The sequence below is a fragment of the Ruegeria arenilitoris genome, assembly GCF_013031355.1.
Classification (GTDB): Bacteria; Pseudomonadota; Alphaproteobacteria; order Rhodobacterales; family Rhodobacteraceae; genus Ruegeria; species Ruegeria arenilitoris_C.
Genome location: NZ_WPZO01000001.1, coordinates 218,676 through 236,607 on the forward strand (window position 1 = coordinate 218,676; position 17,932 = coordinate 236,607).

The 17,932-nt window shown below is 59.0% G+C and carries 15 protein-coding genes; 5 read left to right on the top strand and 10 right to left on the bottom strand.

Annotated features, from left to right (window positions below):
* The first annotated feature begins 26 nt into the window (after positions 1 to 26).
* Together GOX63_RS01075 and GOX63_RS01080 are read left to right on the top strand one after the other, a co-directional pair.
* A complete protein-coding gene (locus tag GOX63_RS01075) occupies positions 27 to 656 on the top strand; it encodes a TRAP transporter small permease subunit (RefSeq protein ID WP_170324640.1) in 630 nt (209 codons plus the stop codon).
* A gap of 3 nt (positions 657 to 659) precedes the next feature.
* Positions 660 to 2,063, top strand: coding sequence for a TRAP transporter large permease (locus tag GOX63_RS01080; RefSeq protein ID WP_170324641.1), 1,404 nt, complete (start codon positions 660 to 662; stop codon positions 2,061 to 2,063).
* Positions 2,064 to 2,114: 51 nt separating this feature from the next.
* Here the strand turns inward: GOX63_RS01080 and GOX63_RS01085 are convergent, their stop codons facing one another.
* Genes GOX63_RS01085 through rocF form a run of 3 tightly spaced genes read right to left on the bottom strand, consistent with a single transcriptional unit; the run spans position 2,115 to position 5,002 of the window.
* Positions 2,115 to 3,155 (bottom strand): ornithine cyclodeaminase, encoded by a 1,041-nt coding sequence (locus tag GOX63_RS01085; protein WP_170324642.1) that lies wholly within the window; start codon positions 3,153 to 3,155, stop codon positions 2,115 to 2,117.
* Between the two features lie 9 nt (positions 3,156 to 3,164).
* A complete protein-coding gene (ctlX, locus tag GOX63_RS01090; RefSeq protein ID WP_170324643.1) occupies positions 3,165 to 4,082 on the bottom strand; it encodes a citrulline utilization hydrolase CtlX in 918 nt (305 codons plus the stop codon).
* Positions 4,082 to 5,002: an arginase gene (rocF, locus tag GOX63_RS01095; RefSeq protein ID WP_170324644.1), complete on the bottom strand. Its 921-nt coding sequence runs from the start codon at positions 5,000 to 5,002 to the stop codon at positions 4,082 to 4,084. Before rocF ends, ctlX begins: the two co-directional genes overlap by 1 nt.
* Before the next feature lie 86 nt (positions 5,003 to 5,088).
* On the opposite strand from rocF, the gene GOX63_RS01100 reads away from it, so the two are divergent.
* Positions 5,089 to 5,517: an Lrp/AsnC family transcriptional regulator gene (locus GOX63_RS01100; RefSeq protein WP_170324645.1), complete on the top strand. Its 429-nt coding sequence runs from the start codon at positions 5,089 to 5,091 to the stop codon at positions 5,515 to 5,517.
* Positions 5,518 to 5,620: 103 nt separating this feature from the next.
* Positions 5,621 to 8,230: a bifunctional lysylphosphatidylglycerol flippase/synthetase MprF gene (gene mprF / locus GOX63_RS01105; protein ID WP_170324646.1), complete on the top strand. Its 2,610-nt coding sequence runs from the start codon at positions 5,621 to 5,623 to the stop codon at positions 8,228 to 8,230.
* 3 nt (positions 8,231 to 8,233) lie between these two features.
* Here mprF and GOX63_RS01110 read toward each other — a convergent pair whose 3' ends face one another.
* From GOX63_RS01110 to GOX63_RS01135, 6 genes are all read right to left on the bottom strand, one after another.
* Positions 8,234 to 9,796 carry an efflux transporter outer membrane subunit gene (locus tag GOX63_RS01110; RefSeq protein WP_170544547.1) on the bottom strand — a complete coding sequence of 521 codons (1,563 nt, stop codon included), beginning with the start codon at positions 9,794 to 9,796 and terminating at the stop codon, positions 8,234 to 8,236.
* 11 nt (positions 9,797 to 9,807) lie between these two features.
* A complete protein-coding gene (locus GOX63_RS01115) occupies positions 9,808 to 10,953 on the bottom strand; it encodes an HlyD family secretion protein (RefSeq protein WP_170544551.1) in 1,146 nt (381 codons plus the stop codon).
* 21 nt (positions 10,954 to 10,974) lie between these two features.
* Positions 10,975 to 11,337: a DUF3302 domain-containing protein gene (locus GOX63_RS01120; protein ID WP_170324649.1), complete on the bottom strand. Its 363-nt coding sequence runs from the start codon at positions 11,335 to 11,337 to the stop codon at positions 10,975 to 10,977.
* 34 nt (positions 11,338 to 11,371) lie between these two features.
* Positions 11,372 to 11,935, bottom strand: a complete 564-nt coding sequence (locus GOX63_RS01125) for a disulfide bond formation protein B (RefSeq protein ID WP_170544554.1) — start codon at positions 11,933 to 11,935, stop codon at positions 11,372 to 11,374.
* A 10-nt stretch (positions 11,936 to 11,945) separates the two neighbouring features.
* A complete protein-coding gene (locus GOX63_RS01130) occupies positions 11,946 to 12,101 on the bottom strand; it encodes a DUF5993 family protein (RefSeq protein WP_170544557.1) in 156 nt (51 codons plus the stop codon).
* A 114-nt stretch (positions 12,102 to 12,215) separates the two neighbouring features.
* Positions 12,216 to 12,977, bottom strand: a complete 762-nt coding sequence (locus tag GOX63_RS01135; protein WP_170544561.1) for a DeoR/GlpR family DNA-binding transcription regulator — start codon at positions 12,975 to 12,977, stop codon at positions 12,216 to 12,218.
* Between the two features lie 189 nt (positions 12,978 to 13,166).
* On the opposite strand from GOX63_RS01135, the gene glpD reads away from it, so the two are divergent.
* Complete coding sequence (glpD, locus tag GOX63_RS01140) at positions 13,167 to 14,753, top strand: glycerol-3-phosphate dehydrogenase (protein WP_170324653.1); 1,587 nt, start codon at positions 13,167 to 13,169, stop codon at positions 14,751 to 14,753.
* A 40-nt stretch (positions 14,754 to 14,793) separates the two neighbouring features.
* Here glpD and GOX63_RS01145 read toward each other — a convergent pair whose 3' ends face one another.
* Complete coding sequence (locus tag GOX63_RS01145; protein WP_170324654.1) at positions 14,794 to 17,931, bottom strand: efflux RND transporter permease subunit; 3,138 nt, start codon at positions 17,929 to 17,931, stop codon at positions 14,794 to 14,796.
* Between the last annotated feature and the right edge of the window lies 1 nt (position 17,932).

Consider the following 17,932-nt stretch of genomic DNA (forward strand, 5'->3'; position numbering starts at 1 on the left):
CAATCAAAATACAGGGGATCACCGGAATGGCAGGACAGGCCACGGTGCTTGAGGACGGCAGCCGTCTCAGTCGGCTGGACCGTTATCTATTAAAGTTAGAGCAGTTTCTGGCACTGATCAGCGGTTTGGCCGTATTCGGGCTGATGGTGCTGGCCGTGGTCTCGGTCAGCGGCCGGAACGCGATCAATGCGCCGTTGCCGGGTTACGTGGACTGGATCGAACAGGCCATGCCTCTGATCGCCTTTCTGGGCATTTCCTACGTGCAGCGCAGCGGTGGTCATATCCGCATGGACATCGTCATCTCGCGCCTGCATGGCCGGGCGCTGTGGCTGTTCGAACTGATCTCGGTGATCCTGATCCTGGCGCTGATGTTGGCGCTGGTCTGGGGCAGTTGGTCCCATTTCCTTCGCTCCTTCAGTTTTGACGCACCAAGGTGGAGCCTAGACAGTTCGATCGACATCAATATTCCGTTGTGGCCTGCCAAGCTATTGGTTCCGATTGCATTTTCGGTTCTGTGCACCCGATTGGCACTGCAAGTCTGGGGCTATGGCCGCGCTTTTGTACTGGGGCTGGAACATCCGGTGGCGGTACCTCTGATCCAGGACGCCGCCGCCCAGGCCGCTGCCGAGGCCGAGCAATTCGAAGGGCAGGACTAGCGCATGGACTCGATAGAAATCGGCCTCTGGGTCTCGGGAGGCCTGCTGCTTTTGGTCGTCACGGGAATGCGCGTGGCCTTTGCTGCGGGTCTTGCGGGGTTGGTGGGGTTGATCTGGATTTTCTGGGCCAAGTCCGGGTACGACCCCAGCCGATTTGGCAAGGCGCTGACGGTATCCGTGAAGATCGCGGGGCAGGTGCCGCATTCCAAAGTGGCCGCCCATACACTCAGCCTGATCCCGACCTTCATTCTGATTGGCTATTTAGCCTATTACGCAGGCCTAACTCGCGCGCTGTTCGAAGCAGCCAAACGCTGGGTGGCGTGGGTGCCGGGTGGGCTGGCGGTGTCGACCGTGTTTGCTACTGCCGGGTTTGCCGCTGTGTCGGGCGCGTCGGTTGCCACCTCGGCCGTTTTCGCCCGGATCGCTATCCCCGAAATGCTGAGCGTCGGGTACAACAAACAATTCGCTGCCGGGGTTGTCGCCGCCGGAGGCACCCTGGCCTCGCTGATCCCACCGTCGGCCATCCTGGTGATTTACGCCATCATCGTTGAGCAGGACGTGGGCAAGTTGTTATTGGCCGGTTTCATTCCGGGCGCATTTTCGGCGGTGATCTACGGGCTGCTGATCGTTGGTATCGCCGTATTCTTCAAAAGCGTTGGCCCCCCGGTTACAGGCTTTACTTGGAAACAACGCTTCACTGCGTTGCCCGGAGCCTTTCCCATTGTGGCCGTGATCCTGATCATCATCTGCTTTGTCTATAACCCGTTCGGCGAAAGGGCGTGGGGCACCCCAACGGAAGGCGGCGCCATCGGGGCCTTCATCGTCTTCTGTTTTGCTCTGTTCCACGGGATGCGTTGGAAAGAACTGAAGTCGGCGCTGTTGGAAACCGCCAAGTTGACCGCGATGATCTTCTCGATCATCTGGGGTGTGCTGATCTACGTGCGGTTTTTGGGGTTTGCCGACCTGCCGGGGGCGTTTTCGGATTGGATCACCTCATTGGAAATGTCACCGATGTTGATCCTGATCTGCATCCTTCTGGCCTATGCGGTGCTAGGCATGTTCATGGATGCCATCGGGATGCTGCTGCTGACATTGCCTGTGGTTTATCCGGCGGTGATGGCCCTGAACGGAGGCGAGGCAGTCAGCGCGGCAGAGAGCACGTTCGGAATGTCCGGCCCAATGTGTGCGATCTGGTTCGGCATTCTGGTCGTGAAAATGGCGGAGTTCTGTCTGATCACGCCGCCCATCGGTCTGAACTGTTTCGTGGTGGCAGGGGTGCGCCCCGATCTCAGCGTTCAGGATGTTTTCAAGGGTGTGACCCCGTTCTTCATCGCAGATGGCGTCACCATCGCGCTGCTTGTGGCGTTCCCAAGCATCGTTCTCTACCTGCCGTCCCTGGCCGGATAGAAAAAGCCCCCGGGGTTAACCGGGGGCGAGGTAATGCTATTTGCAGGTTCTTTAGCTTGCCCGCATCAGCATCCCATACAGATCGCGCGGGTCATCCGGGTCTGCCAACATGTCCAAAGGTTCAAAGAAGTCAGTGCCTTCGATAGCGGTCTTTATGTAACGCAGAGCCGAGAAGTCCTCGATCGCAAAGCCCACGCTGTCGAACAAGGTGATCTGCCGATCGTCGCGGCGACCCTCGGCCTGTCCGGTCATGACCTGCCACATTTCGGTCACTGGGTGATCGTCTTCCAGCGCCTGAATCTCACCTTCGATCCGCGTCTGTTCGGGGTATTCCACGAAGATGTCCGAGCGCAGAAGGATATCGCGGTGCAGTTCCGTCTTGCCCGGGCAATCGCCGCCGATGGCGTTTATGTGCACGCCGGGGCCAACCATGTTGTCGGTCAGGATCGTGGCATACTTCTTGTCGGCCGTGCAGGTGGTGATGATATGCGCGCCCTCGATAGCCTCTTCGGGGGTCGAGCAAGGCACAACGGTCAGGCCAGTTCCTTGCAGGTTGGCGGCACATTTCTTGGTCGCATTGCTGTCGGTGTCATAGAGGCGCACGGTGGTGATCCCGCACATCGCCTTGAAGGCCAGACACTGGAACTCCGACTGCGCGCCGTTGCCGATCATTGCCATGACCGTTGAGGACTTCGGCGCCAGATAGCTGCCAACCAGCGCCGAGGTTGCGGCTGTTCGCAGCGCGGTCAGCATAGTCATCTCGGTCAGCAGGGTGGGGTAACCGGTATAGACATCCGCAAGCAGGCCAAAGGCGGTCACGGTCTGCAGCCCCTCAGACGTGTTCTTGGGGTGGCCGTTGACGTATTTGAACCCGTAAGCCTCACCATCCGAGGTCGGCATCAGTTCGATCACGCCATGCGGCGAGTGGGCCGGGATGCGCGGGGTCTTGTCAAAGCTCTCCCAACGTTTGAAGTCGGATTCGATTTGGGCCGCGATCTGGGTGATCATTTTTTCGACCCCGACGTGATGCACCAGACGCATCATGTTGTCGACGGACACGAAGGGCACAAGCGCCTTGTCTGAAGGTTGCATCGGGGTCTCCTATCGGCGGGACAGGTGGATGCCCGCAATCATGCAGCGCACGGATCCACCGGCAGTTTCAATTGTCGGCACCGAGAGCGGCAGCGGCGTGGCGCTGGCCTCGATTGTGGTGATTTGTTTAGGCGTCAGCGCGGCAAGCGCCCGGCTGGACAGCGCCAGTACCAGACCGTCACGACCGCTGAGTTCGATGGCGTTGCCGGCAAACTCGGCGATCTGTTCGTGGCTCAGATCAATGACGGTACGACCGCTTTCCTCAAGTCGCGCCTTGACCGTCGCACGGCGTTCTAGGTCGGTGATCATGTCCAGGCAAATCAGCGCATAGTTGGTGCCGATGCCCATCAGGACGTTGGTGTGATAAACATCGCGCCCCTCTGCATCCTTCGCCTCGAACACGATGGGCTCATAGTTGAAATGGGTGCAGAAACGCTCCAGCAACACGGGATCGGCGCGGTTGGACTTGACCGTATAGGCCACGCGGCCGATGTGATCCAAGACCATAGCGCCGGTACCTTCCAGCGCCAGTTTGTCTTGTTCCAGACCGGAATAATCGATCACGTCCTGAACGCGGTATTCCTGTTTCAGCACTTCGATGACATCCGCCCGGCGCTCGCGTCGACGTGACGGAACAAACATCGGATAAATCGCAACATGCCCGCCGGGATGGGTCGAGAACCAGTTGTTCGGGAATACGCTGTCAGGCGTGTCCAGATCGCCGTGATCGTCAAAGACGTGAACCCTCACACCGGCGTCACGCAATTGAGCGACCGCTTTGTCATGTTCCGCGCGCGCAGCGTCAGAGGGTGTCGCCGTGTGCGTGGCGAGTGTCTGGAACGCGTTGTCACCCTGTGTCTCGGGGTTCGAGGTAAACGCATGGGGCCGGATCATCACGACGGCTGAAGGGGCTTGCAGAGATTGCATCAGAAACTCCGGGTTGGGCGGTCGAATATGCGGCGGCCCAGCAATGAGGCGGCCAGGTCGACCATCAGTTTTGCGGTGCGGCCGCGTTCATCGAGGAACGGGTTCAGCTCGACCAGATCCAGGGAACAGACGAGGCCGCTTTCGTGAAGCAGTTCCATCACCAGATGCGCCTCGCGCTCGGTCGCACCACCGGGGACGGTGGTGCCAACCGCGGGGGCGATGGATGGATCGAGGAAATCGACGTCCAGAGAGACATGCAGAATGCCATCGGCCGCCCGAACCCGATCCAGAAACGCCATCAGCGGCGCTTTGATCCCGTGCTCATCGATGCTGCGCATATCGGCCAGCATGGCGCGGTCCTGTTCCAGCCGTGCGCGCTCGGCAGGATCGACGGAACGCAGGCCGATCATGCCAACGCGGTCGGTCGGTACTGGGGCGGGCACCGGTGGGAAGGCGTCAAATCCCGGCTGGCCGGTGAAGTACGCCACCGGTGTACCATGCAGATTGCCGCTGCCGGTGCTGTCTGGCGTATGAAAGTCACTATGGGCGTCCAGCCAGAGCACGAACAGGGGGCGTCCGATCTGTTCCGCATGTGCGGCCATGCCGGCCACGGTTCCCATCGATAGGGCATGATCGCCGCCCATGAAGATCGGCAGGCCGTTTGGCGCTATATCCTGTGCCGTGCGGCTCAAAGCGCTGGTCCATCCGATCACCTCGGGCAGGGCGAACAGATGTGTGTGTTCAGGGGTGTCCGTTTCGTCTGGGTTGATGTCGCCAAGATCGGTGACCCGGTGCCCCAGATCGGTCAAGGCCTGATCCAGACCCGCCACGCGATAGGCATCCGGCCCCATCCGGCAGCCCTGACGCCGCTTACCTGCGTCCATCGGGGCGCCGACCAATATTACGTGTTTGTTGTCCATATGACTATTTAGAGCTGCGGGCTGGGTTGCGAGAAGAGATCAAATTGTTCAAAATGAAACTCGCGCGATCGAAGTGGAAAGTAATTATGGACGATTTGGATAGCAGATTGCTGAATGCCCTACACCGGGACGCACGGGCGTCGCTGTCCGAGCTGGCCGAAACCCTTGGGGTCACCCGCACGACGGTGCGCAGCCGCTTACAACGCCTGAAGCAATCGGGTGAGATCGTGGGCTTTACCGTCCTCACCCGGCAGGACGTGGCCGAAAGCCCGGTGCGCGGATTGATGATGCTGGAAATCGAAGGACGTGGCACCGAGCGCACGATGGCCCGCATCGCCGCCCTGCGTCAGGTCCGCGCCGTGCATACGACCAATGGCAGCTGGGACCTGATCGCCGAAATCGGAACCGAGACTCTGGCCGAGCTGGACGAAGTTCTGTTTCAGATCCGGCGGATGGAGGGGATCACCAAGTCCGAGACCAACCTGTTGCTGTCCACGCGCAAGGGTCGTGTTTGAGTCGCCCATAGTGCTTTGAGGTTCAAGGAAAATGTGTAAGAGTTCCCTCGCGCGGCCGATCCGCGCGCGGGATCATTGCAGCACCTCAGAGCAGGGAAAAACCATGACCACGCAGGAGACAGGCAAAGAACTCTGGGCCGTACGCTGGGCTGAGCGGGCTACCGGATTTCTCGAAAAACCGCTGGTCAGGATTGCGGTGCCGGTTCTGGTTACCCTGATCGCACTGGTGGTGTTGCATGAGCTGTCTCATCACGTGAAATGGGGCGACGTGCAGACGGATGTGGCGAACACCTCGTGGAAGCTGATGTTCGTCGCCTTCTGCTGGACCTGTTTCAGCTTTCTTTCTTTGTCCATGTATGACGTTTTCGCCGTGCAGAGTGTGGCGGATGGCGAGGTACCCCTGCCGGTCGCAGGCTTGGCCGGGGCCAGCGGTTATGCTGTATCCAATTGCCTTGGGTTTTCCTACATCACCGGCACGGCAATCCGGTATCGCATCTATGCCTCGCTTGGGCTGGACCTGAGCCGGGTCGCCGGTGTCATCGCGACCTCTTGGATCGCATTCTGGTCAGGGCTGGTTCTGTTGCTGGGCTTACTGCTGACCCTGCATCCCGACGGTATTTCCAACGTTCTGCCTATCAGTGACACCACGGAAACAGTGATCGGGTTGTGCATGCTTGCCGCCCTCGCAGTCTTGTATATCTGGCTTGCGAAAGGTGGCCGCAAGCTGGCTTATGGCGGGCTTGGGTTCAACCTGCCCGGTGGCAAGCTGGCTGGCTTGCTGACTCTGGCCGCGATCGGAGACCTGTTTGGCGCCTCGATGGTGCTTTACACGCTGATGCCCGATGACCTTGGGGTCGGCTATCCCTATTTCTTCACGATCTATATCGGTGCGATTGCCGTTGGTATCGTCAGCCATGCCCCGGGCGGGATCGGCGCATTCGAGGCGACGCTGATCGCCGGTCTGGGCGCTTCGGGCCGCTCAGACGTGATCGCGGCCTTGCTGCTGTATCGGCTGGTTTACACCTTCTTGCCCTTCGTCATCGCCAGCCTTTCAATCGCAGTCGCCTCGGCGCTGACGCATCGCCACCATATCAGCGGCGCGGCGACCTGGGTCTATCGTGCGATCCGCCCGATTGTCCCGATGGTGGCCGCAGGCGTGACTGCGGTGGCAGGGATAATTCTGCTGGTCTCGGGCGCCTTGCCGTCCAGCACGCAGAACCTCGGCGTGTTGCGGGATTTCCTGCCTTTGTCTTTTGTCGAGGCCTCGCACCTGGCGGGCAGTGCGGTTGGAGTGCTGCTGATCCTTGTGTCGCGCGGGCTGTTCCGCAAACTCTATCGCGCGTGGATCGTAGCGATGTTGCTTATGGTGGCGGGGTTTGTCGCTTCGCTGACCAAGGGGCTGGATACGCATGAGGCGATAGGCATGTTGGCGTCCATCGCCGTGCTGGCCACGTTCCGGGGGGCGTTCTATCGTGTCAGCGGGGCTTCAATCTTTCGCCTGAACATCCCGTGGCTGGTCAGTGTCTTCGCTTTGCTGGCGGTCATCTTCTGGATCGGGCTATTCGCCTATTCGCATGTCGAATATCAGAACGCTCTTTGGTGGGAATTCGCGTGGAACGGCGACGCCTCGCGCTTTTTACGGTCCAGCCTCGTGGTGGCAGTCATTCTAGGTGTGGTGGCTATTAACTCGCTGTTCGGGCGGGAAATTCCCCAGTTGCAGCGCACCGAGATTCCTCCGGCCGTGGAACGCCTCGCGCTGGAAAGCGAAGATACCGAGGCGCAGATTTCACTGACCGGAGACAAGCAGTTCCTGATCGCACCGGATGAAAGCGCGTTTCTGGCCTATGCCGATACCGGCAACGCGCTGATCACCAAAGGTGAGCCGGTTGGAGACGAAAAAGCCGGTCAGCAACTGATCTGGCAACTGCGCGAAATGGCTGATCGGGAAGGCAAGCTATGCGCGTTTTATAGCGTGTCCACCAAGTACCTGCCGACCTTCCTGGACCTTGGCCTTTCGATCCTGAAAATCGGTGAGGTTGCACGGGTGCCGCTGAAAGACTTCTCGCTGGATGGCAAGTCTCGCAAGCGGTTCCGGCAGGCCAAGAACCGGGCCGAGCGTGAAGGCTATGTGTTTGAGGTCATCCCGAAAGAGAAACTGGCCCCGGTATTGCCTGAACTTCGCAAAATCTCTGATGACTGGCTTCAGCAAAAGGCGGGCGAAGAGAAGGGGTTTGCCCTCGGTGGGTTTGATGAAAAATACCTGTATTATTTTGATCATGCCGTGCTTCGGAAGGGCGATACAGGCCAGATCGTCGCCTTTGCCAATCTGTTCCAAGGCGGAAACAAGTCCGAACTGTCTCTGGACCTGATGCGGTACGAGCCGGACGGTTCGAATTTCATCATGGACGCTTTGTTTGCCGAGATGATGTCCTGGGGCGCAGAGCAGGGGTTCCACTGGTTCTCGCTGGGGGCTGCGCCGTTTTCGGGGATCGAGAACCGGCAGTTGGCCTCATTCTGGAACCGCGTCGGCGGATTCGTCTATGAACACGGCGAGCAGTTCTATCACTTCGAAGGGCTGCGGTCGTTCAAACAAAAGTTCGACCCGGAATGGAGCCCGAACTATCTGGCCAGCCCCGGTGGCTTCGCAGCACCGCGCATCCTGTATGAAGTGAATATCCTGATATCCGGCGGTCTGCGTGGCCTGACCAAGTAGACCTTAGTTCAGGCTGGCGCCGGTTGGGGTTTCCTGCAGCAGGTCGCCCCAATCGGTGCGATAGGCCATTTCGGCCAGCACGGTTTCGGGCAGGAATTCATGATTCTGACGGATTTGCCAGCCGCCGCCCAAACCTTTGTAGACCGCCACCAGATTGCTGGACACCTGCTGCCGCGCCTCGATCAGGTTGGCCTGTGACCGTAGCAACGCGGTCTGCGTGTTCAGAATACGGGAGTAGTCGGCAATGCCGTCGCGGTATTGGTCAACTGCAATCTCAGCCGCCTTGCGGGACGCAGCGACGCTGTTCTCATAAAACCCAACCTGTTTGCGGGATTGGGCATAGGCAACCATCGCACTTTCAACCTCGGAATAGGCGGTAAGAACGGTGTTCTGGTAGTTGGCGATCAGCGCCTGATAGGCCGCGTCCTGAGCGCGAACGTTGTTTTTGATCCGGCCATAGTTCAGCACGTTCCAGACCACTCCGGCATTGGCCAGACTGGTTGTGCTGGCCGAAGAAAACAAATCCCGCCCGCCTGAGGCTTGCAAGCCGATGGACCCCGACAGAATGAACTGCGGATAGAGATCGGCCATTGCGATCCCCACCTGCGCCGATTGCGTGGCCGCCGCCAGTTCGGCTGCACGCACATCCGGACGGCGGCGCAACAATTCTGCCGGAACACCAACGGCCACGTTGGAACGGGCCGAGGGGATGCGACCGGAATTGCCCAGCAGGCTGGTCATCCGCGACGGTGTGTTACCCAGCAACACGGCCAGCGCATTCTTGGCCTGCTGAATGTCGCTTTCGATCTCGGGCACCAGGGCCTTGGTGTTGTTCAGCAGGGCGGTGGATTCCTGCACGTCTAATTCGGTCGTCACACCGTTGTTGAAACGCAATTCTGTCAGGTCCGCAGAAGCCTGTTGCAGCTGAATGTTCTCGCGCGCGACCCTCAAAGATTCCTGCAGTGCGCGGATATTCACATACAGCGCCGCAACATCCCCGGTTAGCGTTACAAGTGCGTCGTCGTAGTTGGCCACCTGGAGCGCCAGATTGGACCGCGCCGCCTGAACGCCGCGGCGCTGCTGGCCCCAAACGTCCAGCTCCCATTGCGCATCGAACCCGACTTGTGAGGTCGAAAACTCGGTATCCAGAGGAATGATCCGTTGGATATCGGAAACTGGCCTAAGATTATCGCTGATCTGCCGTCGCTCGATCGACCCGCCGATGGCCTGCGATTGCGGATACAGCTCTCCGAATGCGATCCCCAACTGCGCACGGGCCTGTAGGACACGGGCGCCGGCCACTTGCAGATCAAGGTTCTGGGCATAGGCCTCGGCAATCAGCTTGTTCAGGGTGGGATCGTTGAACGTTTCCCACCATTTCACCACCGGCGCGCTGCGCGATGTCAGGCCGCTGGGTCCGGCGCTGGGGCTGTTTACCTCGATCCATTCCTTCACGACCGGAGAATTGGGGCGCACGAAGTCCGGGCCAACTGGGGTACAGCCGACCAGCAGGGCCGCGCATAGGGCGGTACCGATCAGTCTGCGGTGAAGCTTGGCCCGGGTCATGTCATGCGTCCTCAGATATCCAGTGGTCGGATGAAGTTGGCGAAGGAGTAAAGGCGGATGTTGATGCGCCGCAGGAACTCGAAACTTTTGCCCTGTCCGGTGTAGATTGCCACCGCCGCGTGGCCACCAGCAGGGAAGGTGTGACCGTCGGGAATGTCGACCGAGATTTGTACTGCAATGCGACCCGGCAGTTTCGGCAGCTCGAACCCGGGCAGGCGGCCCGAGGGTAGGTACTGACCCTGACGAGTGGCCCACCAGATCGCCTCAACCTTGCCGTTCAGAATTTCACCGGGATAGAGATCAAGCGCGACCTCAACCGGTTGCCCAACTTCGACGAATTTCAGGTTCTGCTGGCGATAGGTGGCCAGAATGTAGGGGTTGTCCTTTGTGACAAAGCTGGCGATTGCCCCCAGGCGGATATCACCCACAACCAGACCCGGGCGGGCCTGTTGCGACACGATCATGCCGTCTTCGGGTGCGTAAATCGTCGTGTTATCAAGGAAGTACTGGGCTTTCTCCAGTTGAGCCTGCGCCTGAAGGATACCCGTGTTCACTCCGTCAATCTGAGAATCCAGCGCCAATTGCGCTTTCTCCAGATTGGCTTCGGCCTCTTTGATCTGCGCCTGATCCTCCGTGACCTGTTCGTTCCATCGGTCCAACTCGTCCTGACGTGCGCCGCCCGCAGGCACGAGATTTTCATAGCGTGCCTGTTGCGTTAGCGCGTAGGCCAATTGCGCATTCGCACGTTCTACGTTTTCCGCGGCGACAATGACATCCTGTTCCAAAATCTTGGCATTCTGCTCGGCAGCAACCAGTTGCGCGGTGGCCTCCTCGACCTCAAGCGAGAATACGGTGTCGTCAAAGCGATAGAGGGGATCGCCCTTCTTGACCTCGGTGTTCGGCTCGACCAGCACCTCTGTCAGGATGGTCGGCTCGGTCAGGCGCGGTACGATCTGGATGGTTGACCGCACAACATGGCTGTCGATCGAGAAGGGCTGAAAGAAACGCAGCGCCACCAGAAACACCAGCAACAGGTGGGCGCCAATCCAAAAGGTGACGATCCCCCAGGTGATGTTGAATTTCAGCCATTGGACTTTGAAAAAAATGAACCAGACAAAAATGATGTAGAACAGCGTAATGCCGAGGGCGACGAACATAGTCTGTGAATTCCTTTGGCCTTAGCTCTTCTGGGTGTCGTCAGGGTCCAGCGGGTCGCGGTATTCTTCCTTTACCGAACCGCCCAACCGTTTGATTTCCTTGCGGATGGCGTCTTTCTCGTCGTCGGGCGTGCGGCGAATATCGACCGTGACGCCATCGTGGAATGCCCACATGAAGGCGTGAACCCAAGGGACAACGGCCAGAAACCCCATCCAGCCCATGATCTTGACGGCTTCGGCATGGGGATGGTTGCGCTTGATCGCGATCCGCCCGGGCAGCCCCATGATGAACAGAAACAGCGCCATTACTGCCGCCAGCAGCAATATCAGTGCCACGAATGTCAGATAGTCGTAAAAGCCAAGCGGCTGTCCCAGTAGTCCCATGCTCGTGCCTCCTTTTGGGAAGGTTGACTCATCCTCAGCCGTTGCCACCCATTTCGTCAATCAATTTATAGCTGGTGGGAGGATCGGCACAGATACCCGGTCCACATTCCACCAAGGTCGAGACCGCGTTCAGTGCGGCCAAACCGAACATGATGAAGAACGCGGCTTTCGCCAGTAGGCTACCGCCGAAGCGGGGCTGAGGTTCGCTGTTGTACTGACGGTCAAACATCAGCATGAGTGCCGTGCCCAGCAGGATCAGGAAAAAGCAGATCGCTGCCCAGGTGTAGTAATGCAGTCCCAGCACGGGTGAGCCGTAGTGCCCGGTACCCGGCACGATATGCAGCAGGATCTGGCGTACGGCGACGCTGCCACCAAACATCGCGCCAAGCAGCATGATGCCGTAATTCCGGGGACGGGCACCGTACAGAAGGTTCAGCCCCAGACCCACGCCCACGGCGACAAAGCCAACACGTTGTAACAGGCACAAGGGGCAGGGCAGTTCGTAGAGTTTCAGCTGATAGACATAGGCCAGCAACAGCACCATGCTGACCGCCAACATGCCAAGTGCATTCAGAGTGCGTGAGAGTTCAGGTGTCATCCGGGCTCTCCTACAACTGGATTGTCAGGTGGCTGGTGGCGTGGAAATTCAGCCAATACACACTCAACGCCAGCGTGAAAAAGAACAGCACATTGGCGGCTGTCGTGCGATTAAAGTAATTCAGCCCCATCGTGGCTGTAAGTAACGCAAACAAAAGCGCTATCATGGCCCGGATCTCCCCTCCCGTGCGACGATTGCAATATGCGCGAGTGTGTCAGGCGAAGATCAGTCTGGCAAGAACCAGTGACTTGGATTCATCTTTAGTGCGAATTACTTAACGTCAACCACAGAGCTTTACCTGCGTGTTCCATTCCTTGCATTTGCGGGTCAGATCGTTGGGCAGGGCTTGGTCGGTATAGAACACGTCCACCTCGGACAATGAAGCAATCCGCGCCGGGGCGGTACGCTGAAACTTGGACTGGTCTGCAACAAGGCAGGTCTTGCGCGCCTGTGAGATGATGGTCTGGCTGACGCGCACTTCCTGAAAATCGAAGTCCAGCAGGTCTCCGTTTATGTCCAGTGCGGAACAGCCGATGATCGCATAGTCAAACTTGAACTGTTCGATGGTTGAGATTGTCAGGTTGCCGATTAGCCCCCCATCCGAGCGACGCAGCACGCCGCCAGCCACGACGATCTGACAATCTGGGTTTTCGACCAGGATGTTTGCGACGTTCATGTTGTTGGTGACCACCATCAGGTCCTTGTGGCCCAGCAACTGCCGGGCAACGGCCTCGGTCGAGGTGCCTATGTTCAGAAACACGGACGCTCCGTCCGGTATATCCTGCGCGCAGTGTTGCGCGATGCGCGCCTTTGTGTCCGCGTTCAGGGCGCGGCGGTCTTCATAGCCGATATTGGATACGCCCGATCGCAACACCGCGCCGCCATGCACGCGGTCGAGCTTTCCCATGTCGGCCAGTTCCGACAGGTCTCGGCGAATGGTCTGAACCGTTACTTCGAACCGCGCGGCCAGATCTTCGACCATCACGCGGCCGTCCTGTTTGGCGATGTTCAGAATATCGGACTGGCGAAAAGATAGGGACACGGTTGGCTCCAGATTGGGTGAGTTCGTTTTTGTTCTGTTTTTCGGAATATTCAACAGAATGACATCAAGAGGCGCAATAATTGACTATATCTGTGACAAAACGAACATAAACGAAAACAAACGTTGACGAAACGAGGCCTCCCAAGGTTAATGAGCGCGCGTCTTCCACCAATGGGGAATCACCCGGATATGAAACAGACACAGGAACAGGTCTCTGACCTTTTCATTATTGGCGGCGGCATCAACGGGTGCGGCATTGCCCGCGATGCGGCGGGGCGCGGGCTGTCGGTGACCTTGGCCGAGATGAACGATCTTGCCTCGGCGACGTCTTCGGCGTCGACCAAACTGTTCCACGGTGGGTTACGGTATCTGGAATATTTCGAGTTCCGCTTGGTGCGCGAGGCGTTGATCGAGCGGGAAACCCTGCTGCGCGCAATGCCGCATATCAGTTGGCCGATGCGATTTGTGCTGCCGTATCACGAGGATATGCGCTTTGACTCGGAAACCCCGACCTCGCGCCTACTCAGCACGGTGATGCCGTGGATGAAGGGTCGGCGTCCGGCCTGGCTGATCCGTCTGGGTCTGTTCATGTATGACCATCTAGGTGGGCGCAAAATCCTGCCGGGCACAGACGCGCTGGACCTGAAAACCGCACCGGAAGGGCGGCCGCTGCAGGACAAGTTCGAGACGGCCTATGAGTATTCGGATTGCTGGATCGAGGATTCCCGGTTGGTTGTCCTCAACGCCCGCGATGCCGAGGCGCGCGGGGCAAAGATCATGGTGCGCACCGAGGTTCTTTCGGCGGAACGCGTAGACGACTTGTGGGAAGTGACGCTCAGGGATCGTGACAGCGACGAGACACGTGTGGTTCGTGCCAGAATGTTGATCAATGCTGGCGGCCCGTGGGTTGGCGATATCATCCAGACGAAAGTCCGCGTGAACTCGCGCGAAGGTGTCCGGCTGGTGCGCGGCAGCCATATCGTGACCCGCAGGCTGTTTGACCACGACAAATGCTATTTCTTTCAGGGTGAGGATGGCCGCATCATCTTTGCCATCCCGTATGAGCGCGACTTCACCCTGATCGGCACCACAGATCAGGATCATCCGAACCCGTCCGAACCTCCGATCTGTACCGAGGCCGAGCAGGACTATCTGTGCGCCTTCGCGACGAAATACTTCAAGAGGCCGGTGACCCGAGAGGATGTTGTCTGGACCTATTCCGGCGTGCGTCCTTTGTACGATGACGGGGCCAGCAGCGCGACGGCGGCAACGCGGGACTATACGTTAAAGGTCGACGCGCAGGGCGGGGCGCCCGTTCTGAATGTCTTTGGCGGCAAGATCACGACCTACCGGCGGCTGGCCGAAAGTGCGTTGGAGAAAGTGGCCGAGCATTTCGCAGACCTGCCCGGACCTTGGACAGCAGGCGTTTCCTTGCCCGGCGGTGATTTCCCTGTCGATGGGGTGCAGGATCTGGTGGCTGGGCTTGAGGCGGATTACAGCTTTCTGGATCGCGCCTGGGCTGAACGTCTTGTGCGAGCCTATGGCACCGAAGCCCGCGCTATTCTGGGCGATGCCAAATCCTCGGGGGATTTGGGCGAGGATTTTGGTGCTACGCTGACTGCGCGTGAACTGGAATGGCTGATGGACAGGGAATACGCGCGCAAGGCCGAGGATGTGGTCTGGCGCCGGAACAAACTGGGTCTGCGGTTGACGACCGACCAAATTGCCCGGATTGAAGACTGGATGTCACAGCGCTGCGCGCAAGCCGCTGCCTAAGAAAAAAAGCCCCGCCGATTTGGCGGGGCTTTTCTTTGACTTACGCCGCTTCCTCGGAAGGTCCCGGATCGTTCTTGGTTCCCTTGATCCACTCCCTGAGGCTTTGCATCAGGGCATACAGAACCGGTACCAGAATGACGCCGACCAGTGTGGCCGCCAACATACCGCCGAACACCGCGACACCGATGGCTCGCTGACTGGCCGCGCCCGCACCATTGGCCGCCAGCAGCGGCACAACACCCAGCAGGAAGGACAGCGCGGTCATCATCACCGCGCGGAAACGCTGGTAAGCGGCCTCGACGGCGGCGTCCTTGATCGACAGGCCATTGGCCCGCTGTTCCATCGCAAACTCAACGATCAGAATGCCGTTTTTCGACGCCAGCCCCACAAGCATGATCATCCCGATCTGCGTATAGAGGTTGATGTCACTGCCAACGATGGCCACCGCGGCCACCGCTCCGAACAGGGCGACAATCACCGACAGCAGGATCGAAACCGGCATCGTCCAGCTTTCATATTGCCCGACAAGGAACAGATAGCCGAACAGGATCGCCAGACCCAGAATGACGATTACCAGGCTGCCAGAAGCCAGCTGCTGTTGCGCTGTCCCGGTCCATTCGAACGCATAACCCGGGGGCAGGGCGGTGGCCGATTCCTCGGTCATGACGGTGATCGCATCACCTGTGGAAAGCCCCGGGGCAGGAACCGCCGTCACGGTTGCCGAGCGGAACAGGTTGTGGCGTTTCAGCAGGACCGGCCCCAGCACGTTCTCAACATCAACGAGCGTACCCAGAGGGACCATCTCACCTTTTGTCGAACGCACGTAAAGGTTCGAGATATCATCGACCTTGTCGCGATAGCTGCCATCCGCCTGGATCATCACGCGATAGACCCGGCCGAACAGGTTGAAGTCGTTCACGTAGTACGACCCCAACTGGGCCTGCATGGTCTGGAACACTTCGGCCACGGACACTTGCAGCGTCTTGGCTTTTTCGCGGTCCAGATCAACGAACAGCTGCGGCACGTTTGCGCGGAAGGTGGTGTAGGCCTGACCGATTTCAGACCTCTGGTTCGCCGCATAAACGAACGACCCCACGGCCGAGGCCAGATCCTGAGGCGATCCGCCGCCGGTCTGCTGGACTTCCATCTCGACACCGGCCGACATACCCAGGCCTTGAATGGGCGGCGGGTTGAAAGCCACGATCGAGGCCGCGGACTCGCCATAGGCGATGGCCAGGACCTTTTGCAGGATCGCGTCCGCGCTCAGATCGTCTTCCTGACGCTCATCCCAGTTGTCGAGGTTCACAAAGATCGCTGCGCCGTTCGTCGTGGTCCCGTTCAGGATCGAGAATCCGTTGATCAGAACGGTGCTTGCTACGCCGGGGATTTCCTGAATCTGGTCGTCTACCCGAGCCGAGACAATCTCGGTGCGTTCCAGCGTTGCCGCGTCGGGCAGCTGAATATCAACGAACAGATAGCCGTTATCCTCAAGGGGTAGGAAGCCGCTGGACGTGTTGGACATGATGGTACCAGTGCCCATCGCCAGCGCAACGATGACTCCAAGACCGACGACCGGCAGGATCAGAAGCTTGCGCACGATGGCTACATACCCGCTGCGAATGCCGCCGATGAAATTCTCGAAGACGGCCAGCAACCCCTTTGGCGGGCCCGAGCGGGCGCGCAGAACCAGCCCGCACAAGGCCGGCGACAGGGTCAGTGCGTTGATCGACGAGATCACAACAGCGGTCGAGATTGTCACGGCGAACTGCGAATAAAGCCGCCCCGAGATACCCGGCATAAAGGTCACCGGTACGAACACAGCCAGCAGAACCAGCGTGGTCGCAATCACCGGGCCGGTGATCTGACCCATGGCCTTGCGGGTGGCTTCGGCAGGGGGCAGCCCCTCGTCGGCAATGATCCTTTCGACGTTTTCGACCACAACAATCGCGTCATCCACGACGATCCCGATAGCCAGAACCAGCGCAAACAGCGAGATCGTGTTCAGCGACATTCCGAACAACAGCAGGAAAGCGAATGTCCCGATCAGAGACACCGGGATCGCAACGGCCGGAATGATTGTTGCCCGCCAACTGCCCAGAAAAACAAACACAACCGAGATCACCAGAGTAAAGGTCAGGATCAGGGTCGTGATCACGTCGTTCAGAGATTGTTCCACAAAGTCGGTGGTGTTGAAAGGAACGTCAAATTCCACGTCCGTCGGAAAACTGCGCGACAGGCGGTCAAGTTCTGCCTGGACCCGCTCGGACACAGCCAATGCGTTTGCGCCGGGGGCCTGGTAAATACCGATGACGGTTGCAGGAACACTGTCAAAGTAACCCGAGGCCGCATAATACTGCGCACCCAGTTCAACCCGTGCGATATCCTTGACCCGAACGATCGAACCCGCGTCACCGGTTCGAATGACAATTTCACCGAATTCGGCGGCTGAGGTCAGGCGCCCCTTGGTTTTGATCGTGTACTGAAACGTCTGCCCTTCGGGAACAGGGGGGGCACCGATCGAGCCGGCCGACACTTCAACGTTCTGCTCGCGGATGGCGCTGATTACGTCACCAGGCGTGATGGACAATGCAGCCATTTTGTCCGGATCCATCCAGATCCGCATGGCGTATTCCAGATTGGTCAGAACGTCCGCCTTACCAACGCCTTGAACCCGTGCCAGAGCATCTTTCAGGTTGATCGAGGCATAGTTCGACAGAAACACACTGTCATAGGTGCCGTTGGGCGAGGTCAGCGTGACCAGCAACAGCATGTTGGTCGACGCCTTCTGCGTGACCACGCCCGAGGACGTCACCTCGGTCGGCAGCGAAGACATCGCCTGCGCCACCCGGTTTTGCACGTTGACCGAGGCGATGTCGGGATCGGTGCCAACCTCGAACGTGATGTTCAGCGAATACGAGCCGTTGTCGGACGAGGTGGACGTCATATAGATCATGTCGTCCACGCCGTTCACCTGTGCCTCAATAGGCGCAGCGACGGTGTTTTCCACCGTCTCGGCATTTGCGCCGGTATAGGTGGTGGACACACTGACCACGGGCGGCGTGATGTCCGGAAACTGGGCCACCGGCAGAACCATGTAGCCGATGATGCCCATGATGGTCAGGACAAGCGAAATAACTAGCGCCAGCTTGGGCCGGCTGATGAACAGGGCAGAGAACATC